The following is a 7,617-nucleotide window of genomic DNA, read 5'->3' as shown; positions in this document are numbered from 1 at the left end:
CCGATGCCCCCCGTCAGCACATCGTCGCCGGCCCCGCCCGACAGGGTGTTGGCAGTCTCGTCGCCGGTCAGCACGTCGTTATGGGCCGACCCGGCGAGGCTCTCGATCCCGGCCAGGGTGTCGCCCTGGGCGTCGCCGCCCACGCCGACGCCGCCGGCCAGGCTGATCGTCACCCCGGCCGCCGAGCTGGCGTAGCTGGCGGTGTCAATCCCCGCGCCGCCGGTCAGGGCATCCGCGCCGGCCGCGCCTTCGAGCACGTCGTTGCCGTCGCCGCCATCGATCTGGTCATTGCCGGTGCCGCCATAGAGGCCGTCATTGCCGGCATCGCCGAAGATGATGTCGTTCTCGCTGCCGCCATCGACCGAGTCCGCGCCGGTGCCGCCATGGATGGTGTCGATCCCGGCGCCGCCGACGAGACGGTCGTTGCCGTCGCCGCCGTCGAGGCTGTCGCCGCCCGCCTCGCCGTTCATGGCGTCGTCGCCGCCATTCCCGACCAGGACATCGTTGCCGTTCTCGCCGCCGATCACGTTGCGGCCGTTGTCGCCGGTCAGATGGTCGTCGTTGCTGGAGCCGTAGAGGTTCTCGATGCTGGTCAGCGTGTCGCCCTGGGCGTCGCCGCCGCTGACGGTGTGGGCCTGCAGGTCGACGGTCACCGCGGTCGCGGAGCCCTGGTAATTGGCGAAATCCGACCCGTCGCCGCCATCCAGGGCGTCCGCCCCGGCCCCGCCACGCAGGGTGTCGTTCCCCGCCCCGCCGGACAGCCCATTGGCGTTGGCGTCGCCGGTGAGATGATCGGCGAAGGCCGAGCCGACCAGGTTGTCGATCTGGAACAGCGTGTCGCCCTCGGCATCGCCGCCATGGCCGGTGCCGGAAATGAGATCGACCGTGACCCCGGCGGCCGAGGCGGAGTAATCCGCCGTGTCGATGCCGGTGTCACCGGAGCCTCCGGGAAAATCGCCGTAGAGGCGGTCGGCGCCGGCGCCGCCGGCCAGCACGTCATTGCCGTTGTCCGCCGAAAGATCGCTGTCGCCGATGAGGGTGTCGTCGCCGGCGCCGCCGACCAGCCCGTCATCGCCCATTTCGCCTGCAAGCAGGTTCGCGCCGCCGTCGCCGATCAGGCTGTCGTCGAAGGCGGAGCCGTCCAACCCTTCGATGCCGGAGAGCGTGTCGCCCTCGGCATCGCCGCCATGGCCGGTGCCAAGCGACAGGTCGACCGTCACCGCGGCTGTGGAGTCGCTGTAGGAGGCGACATCGAGAAGGCCGTCGCCGCCGACCAGATGATCGGCGCCGCCACCCCCGAACAGGCCGTCATTGCCCGCGCCGCCGATGAGGGTGTTGTCGACGGCGTTGCCGGTCAGCTTGTCGTCGAAGGCGGAGCCGACGATGCCCTCGATGCTGGTGTAGATGTCACCCTGGGCATCACCCTGGTTGACGCCGGTCTGCAGGTTGGCGACCACCCCGGTGGCGGCGTTGTCGTAGCGGGCGAGGTCGAAGCCGGCGCCGCCGTCGAGCTGGTCGGCGCCGGCCCCGCCATAGAGGTTGTCGCCGCCACCCCCGCCGGTGAGCACGTCGTTCCCGGCCGAGAAGGAGATCAGGTCCACCGAGGTGCTTACGCCCAGCCCGCCGGCATTGAGCGTCACGATGCTGCCGGTGCCCTGGACCGTGAGCTTCCCCGCGGCGGCGGCGTTGGCGTCGTAGAAATCCTGGCCGATGGTCAGGTCGACGCTGCCGGTGGCCTGGGCGTTGACGATGGCGAAGCCGGTGATCCCGGCATAGCCGGTCAGCGCCAGGACCAGGTTGCCGCCGATGCCGAAGCCGAGGGTGGCGTTCGCCGCCCCGGTCACGGTGTCGGTGGTGTCGAAGAAGGCGAGGTCGTTGACGACGGCGAATTCGCCGGGACCGACCGAGCCGGTCTCGGGCCCGTCGACGGTGAAGGTGTAGTTGGCCATGACGTGTCTCCCTGCAATCGCTTGGAAAATGCTTTCCGCCCGGCGGTGGCGGGGCCTCTCGTCTGCCACACGACCGTCACCCCCACCGCGGAGGTGGAGTAGCTGGTGGTGTCGATGCCGGCGCCGCCGTCCAGCAGCTCGGCATTGATGCCGCCGCCATCCCGGACCGTGCCCTCGAACTCGTCGATCCTGATGCCCCGGTCGAAGCCGGAATATCCGGGTAGGATACGGGGGCGGGGCGCGCAACCCCGTCACCGATGCATCACGGATTGCCGGTGCGACGAATTTTAACGATCATCCGGCACCACGAAATTGCGGGGATCGGGAAGGGCCGGACATGCAGGCATTGGGCCGGCGGGACGACATCGGCGCCGCGGACCGGGGCCGCGCGCCCGCGGCCGAGGGCCTGGTCGTCCGCACCCGGCTGCTCGACCTGCTGGACCAGGCCCCGCCGCAATCCCTGCTATGGATCGTAGCCCCCCCCGCGGCGGGCAAGACCGCCCTGGCCGCCAGCTGGGCCCGCACCCCCTGGGGCCAGGCCGGCGCCCAGGTTCTGTGGTACGACGTGGACGAGGTCGATGCCGACCCGCTGCGCTTCTTCGCCACGCTGGGCGGCTTCCTCGGGCTGCCGCACGGCTTCGGCGCCGACATCCCGCCCGACCCGACGCCGCAGGCCTTCGCCGAGATCGGCGCCCAGGCGCGGCGCTGGCTGGACGCGGCGCCGGCAAGCCGCCGGGCCGGCCCGCGCCTGATCGTGTTCGACGACGTCCACCATGCGCCGGCCGAGGCGGTGACCATCGCGCTGCTGCCGGTGCTGGCCGCGGCGCTGGGGCCGGAGGACCGGATCCTGTGCCTGTCGCGCCTGGACCCGCCCGCATCCTTCGCCTCCCCACCGGTGACCATCACCGACCTGCGCGTCACCGCGGCGGAGCATGCGGATTTCGCGCGCGACCTGCCGGGCGGTGCGGCGCTGTCGCACGACCTGTTCCTGGCCTGCCTGCGCCGGTCCGGCGGCTGGATCGCCGGCATCCTGGCGGCGGCCTGGCCGCATCTGCTGGGCGCCGGCGCGGCCGGGCGCGATGCGGCGGCGGACCGGCAGGCGCTGCTGGACACCGCCTTCCTGCAGCAGGGCGCCCCCGCCGACTGGGCCGAGATCGGCGGCGCCGAGGCCGCCGCGGCGCTCGACCGGCTGGCCGGCGCCGGCGGCCTGGTCTCGCGCCTGGCGGACAACGTCCTGCGCAAGCATGACGCCTTCCAGGCGACGCTGGTGCGCGAGGCCGAGGCCGGGCTGCCGCCGGCGGCGCTGGGCGAGGCCCGGATCAGGGCCGCCCGGGTGCTGGGCCGCCAGATGCAGGTGCTGCCGGCGGCGCGCCTGCTGCTGGCCTGCGGCGCCGAGGACGAGGCGCTGCGGCTGGTGCTGGGCCATGCGCCGGCGCTGTCGCTGGCCGGGCGCAACCAGGAGCTGCGGGAGGCGATCGAGCTGTTCCCGCCCGCCGTCGCGGCCGGGACGCTGCCAAGCATCTGGCTGGCCTATGCCCTGATGCCCTATGAGCCGCGCCAGGCGCAGCAGCGCCTGAGCAAGATCCGCAGGACGCTGACGCCGGAGGCGGAGCCGGCCGCCTACGCCTGGGCGCTGAGCGGCGAGACCCGGGCGGTGCTGTCGGATTTCTTCGATTTCCAGGAGCTGCCGCGGCTGGTCGGCGAGATCGACGACGTCCTGCCCCGGCTGGGCGCCCTGCCGGAGGCGATGCGACAGACCCTGGCGATGACCCGCTGCATGGCGATCCTGATCGGCTGGCCGAGCCACCCCGAGGTGGCGCAGGCGCAGCGCCATATCGAGACGGCGCTGCCGTTCCTGCCGCAGACCACGCAGCTGCTGCTGGGCAGCGTGCTGGTCAACTACCTGATCTGGTGGCGCGGCGACCTGGGCGCGGCGCGGCCGTTCCTGAACAGTCTGGAGGCCCTGGCGCGCCAGCCGGAGATGGCGCCGCTGGCGGTGATGACCTGGTACTACGGCGCCCTGGCCCAGGCCTATCGCGACGGCGACGACGAGGCGCTGCGCCGGCTGGCGGACGAGGCGGTGGCCTATGCCGGCGACCGCGGCGTGTCGCACCGCCTGACCAATGCCTTCTGGGTCATCGTCCAGGCCGTCGCCACGGCCGGCGACCGCCCCGCCGCCGAGGCCATGCTGCAGCGCTACGCCGCCTGCGCCCAACAGCGCTGGCGGCGGACCGACTTCATCGGGCAGCACCATCTGCGCGCCTTCGTGGCGTTGTGCGCCGGCGACACCGCGGCCGCGGTCGCCGAGGCGGGCCAAGCGCTGGACTATGCCCGGCGCTATGGCGGCCCGCATCAGGTGGCCAACCAGAGCCTGCTGCTGGCGACCGCCTTCGCCATGGAAGGGGACGAGGCGGCGCGGCCGCATGTCGAGACCCTGCGGCAGGTCGCGGCGCAGACCGGCAACGCCGTGTTCCTGCTGCATGCCGATTTGGCCGAGGCCTTCCTGGCCCTGGCCGCCGGCGGCGACGTCGCCGGCCCCTGGAACCGCGTCGCCGAGGCGATCGGCCGCCTGGGCCTGCGCCGCATCGCCGGGATGAACCGGCCGCTGCTGGCCCGCCTGGCCGACCACGCTTTGGCACATGGCGCCGAGGTTGAGGCGACGCGCCGGGTAATCGCGCTGTGGCGGCTGCCGCCGCCGGAAGGCGGCGGCCATGAGCTGTGGCCCTTCGCGGTTGAGATCCGCGCGCTGGGCGGCTTCACCGTGCAGGTCGACGGCGCCCGCATCGCCATGGGCACCACCAAGGCGCAGCGCAAGCCGATGGAGCTGCTGTGGTGCCTGATCGCCGGGCCGGACGAAGGCTGGGCCCAGGGCGAGCTGGCCGACGCGCTGTGGCCCGAGCTGGACGGCGACCGCGCCATCCCGGCGCTGCGGTCGGCGATCTACCGACTGCGCAAGCTGATCGGGACGCCGTCCATCCGCCATGAGGACGACCGCGTCGCCCTGGCCCGCGACCAGGTGCGGACCGATGTGGCGCGGCTGCGGGCCGCCCTGGCGACGGTGCAGGACGGCGCGGCCGAGGCCGCCGGCCGGCTGGCGGCGCTGGACCTGGCCCTGGGCCTGACGCGCGGGCCGCTGCTCCCGGGCATCCCGCTGCCGCCGATCGCCGAGGGCCGGGCCACGCTGCGGACGCTGCTGGCGGCGGCGGCGGCCGAGCTGCTGCTGGCGCAGGATCCGGCCGATCCCGCCACGGCGCTGCGCGCCGGCCGCCTGCGCGCGGTGACGCCGGGCCTGCGGCTGCCGCCGCCGCTGGACGCGCTGCTGCCGGGCTGACCGCCGGCCGGGCTGCACGCGCCCGGTGAGAGACATGACCCGCTATTCACCTGTAGGATGCCGGCCGCCGCCTTTCCCCCTGCGGCCCGGGCCAGTCCCGGCAGGATGGCGCCCGATGAGCCCGGAATGGCGATAGCGACCGAGTCCCGACCCGCCGGCACCGAGCGGCCAAGGCTCCTTCTGGTCCTGACCGGGCTGTACTTAGCCCAGGCGATCCCGACCTCGCTGTTCCTGGTCGCGATGCCGCCTATCCTGCGGCAGGAGGGGGTGACGCGCACCACCCTCGGTTCTCTCGGCCTGCTGGCGATCCCGGGGGTGCTGAAGTTCCTGTGGGCGCCGCTGGTCGACCGCATCCGCCCCTTCGCCCGGGCGCACCGGGCCGGCTGGATCGCCCTGACCCAGGTCGGCGTCGTGCTCACGGTCCTGTCGCTGCTGCTGATCCGCCCCGGCGACATCGCCGGCTTCATCCCGATCGCCTTCGTCATCGCCATGCTGATCGCGACCCAGGACATCGCCGCCGACGGCTTCGCCACGCTGGCGCTGCGGCCCGGGCAGCGGCCGATGGGCAATGCGGTGCAGAGCGGCGCGGCCGCGGCCGGCGTGGTGCTGGGCGGCAGCGTCGGCCTGCTGCTGTACCACCAGTTCGGCTGGGCCGGCATGGTGCTGGGCATCGCCGGATTGTGCCTGCTGCCGCTGGCGGCGGTGCCGGCGATGCGGGAGGACAGCGACATCGCGGAGGGGTCCGCACTGCGCCCCCGCCCCCGGGTCATGGCGTTCCTGCAGCGGCCGGAAGCCCGGCGCATCCTGTGGGTCGCCCTGATCTTCCGGGCCAGCGAGGGGCTGGTGAAGCCGATGGAGGCGCCGTACCTGATCGACGCCCAGGTCGGCCTCGACACCATTGCCTACCTCTCCGGCGCGGCGGCGACCGTCGCCGGCCTGGCCGGCACGGTGCTGCTGGCCTGGTTGCTGCAGCGGCGCGGCGCCACCGCCACGCTGGGCCTGATCGGGATCTTGCGGGTGCTGGCCTGCCTGGTCTTCGCGCTGCATGCCGCCGGGCTGGTGCCGGGGCTGCCGCTGCTGTTCGGCGCCGCGGCGCTGCAGACCCTGATTCGCTACACCGAGCTGGTGGCGCTGTTCAGCCTGTTCATGACCGTGGCCACGCCCAGCCAGCCGGGCACCGACTTCACCATCCTGGCCTGCGCCCAGTATGCGGCCTACCTGCTGGGGTCGGTGCTGTCGGGCATGATCGCGGACCGGTTCGGCTATGCCCTGCTGTTCGGGGCGGCCACGCTGCTGTCGGTGGCCGTGCTGCTCGGCACCCTCCGCCTGCTCGCCGGGGCTACCGGCCCGGCAGCGGCGTCAGGCTCTTGAGGTAGGTGGCGATCGCCTGGCGGTCACCGTCGGTCAGCTTGCTGGTGTCGTTCTTGATCACCTCGACCATGGCACCGCCGGCGAAGTCGCCGTCGGGCATGCCCCCGGTCTCCAGGTAATAGGCGATGTCCTTGTCGCTCCACTCGCCGATGCCGTGCTTCGGGTCCGGGGTGATGTTGGGGATCTTGCCGTCGCCGTCCGGCGCCTGCGGGTTGCCGGAGAACGGGCTGTACCAGTTCAGGCCGCCCAGCAGGTCGCGCGGGGTGTGGCATTCGCCGCAATGGCCGAGCACGCGGACGAGATAGGCGCCGCGGTACCATTCGCTGGACTGGCCGACCGCCACCAGCGGCGGCCCTTCGGTGAAGTTGAGCAGGCGCCAGCCTGGCAGCAGAGAGCGCCAGGAGAAGGGCCAGCCCAGCTCATGCGGCTGGTTGGCCTGATGCACCGGTTGGACGCTGCGCAGATAGGCCCAGAGGTCGTCGAGGTCGCGGTCGGTGATGCCGGTGAAGGAGGTGTAGGGGAAGGCGGGGTAGTAGTCGTCGCCCTGCGGCGACACGCCCTGCCGCATGGCGCGGCGGAAATCATCCTCGCTCCACTTGCCGATGCCGGTATCGGGATCCGGGGTGATGTTCGGGGTGTGGAAGGTGCCGAAGGGCGTCTTCAGCGCCCGGCCGCCGGCCAGCGGCTTGGCATCGGCGCCCGGCGCGGTGTGGCAGGCGGCGCAGCCGCCGGCGGCGAAGACATAGGCGCCCCGCACCACCGGGTCGGCCGAGGCCGGATCCGCCGGCACCGGATCGGCCGCGCGGGCCGGCCCTGCCAGGCCGAGGGCAAGCATCAGGCCCAAGGCCGTCAGGACGGGGAGCTGGCGCATGCTGGCCTCCGGATCGAAGCGGTTGGTTCTTATAACCCGATCTGCCGCCGCGCCTGCTTATTCCGCAGCGATGCGACAAGTCGTGCCAGGGAGCG

3 protein-coding genes and 1 pseudogene are annotated in these 7,617 nt (G+C 73.0%); 2 read left to right on the top strand and 2 right to left on the bottom strand.

What is annotated here, in order from left to right; genetic code table 11:
• Window positions 1-1,949 (bottom strand): annotated as a pseudogene (locus AB4112_RS11865) (hypothetical protein); the annotation flags it as partial.
• Between the two features lie 337 nt (window positions 1,950-2,286).
• On the opposite strand from AB4112_RS11865, the gene AB4112_RS11860 reads away from it, so the two are divergent.
• Window positions 2,287-5,280, top strand: a complete 2,994-nt coding sequence (locus AB4112_RS11860) for a hypothetical protein (RefSeq protein WP_441719788.1) — start codon at window positions 2,287-2,289, stop codon at window positions 5,278-5,280.
• Window positions 5,281-5,406: 126 nt separating this feature from the next.
• Entirely contained in the window at window positions 5,407-6,651 is a 1,245-nt protein-coding gene (locus tag AB4112_RS11855; protein WP_441719785.1) for an MFS transporter, read from the top strand.
• Here AB4112_RS11855 and AB4112_RS11850 read toward each other — a convergent pair.
• Window positions 6,620-7,522 carry a c-type cytochrome gene (locus tag AB4112_RS11850; RefSeq protein WP_441719782.1) on the bottom strand — a complete coding sequence of 301 codons (903 nt, stop codon included), beginning with the start codon at window positions 7,520-7,522 and terminating at the stop codon, window positions 6,620-6,622. The genes AB4112_RS11855 and AB4112_RS11850 overlap by 32 nt on opposite strands.
• Between the last annotated feature and the right edge of the window lie 95 nt (window positions 7,523-7,617).

This window comes from Inquilinus sp. 2KB_23 (assembly GCF_052115705.1).
GTDB lineage: Bacteria > Pseudomonadota > Alphaproteobacteria > DSM-16000 > Inquilinaceae > Inquilinus > Inquilinus ginsengisoli_A.
Note: the sequence above shows the minus strand (reverse complement) of the source record. Positions and strands in the feature narration are given on the sequence as shown.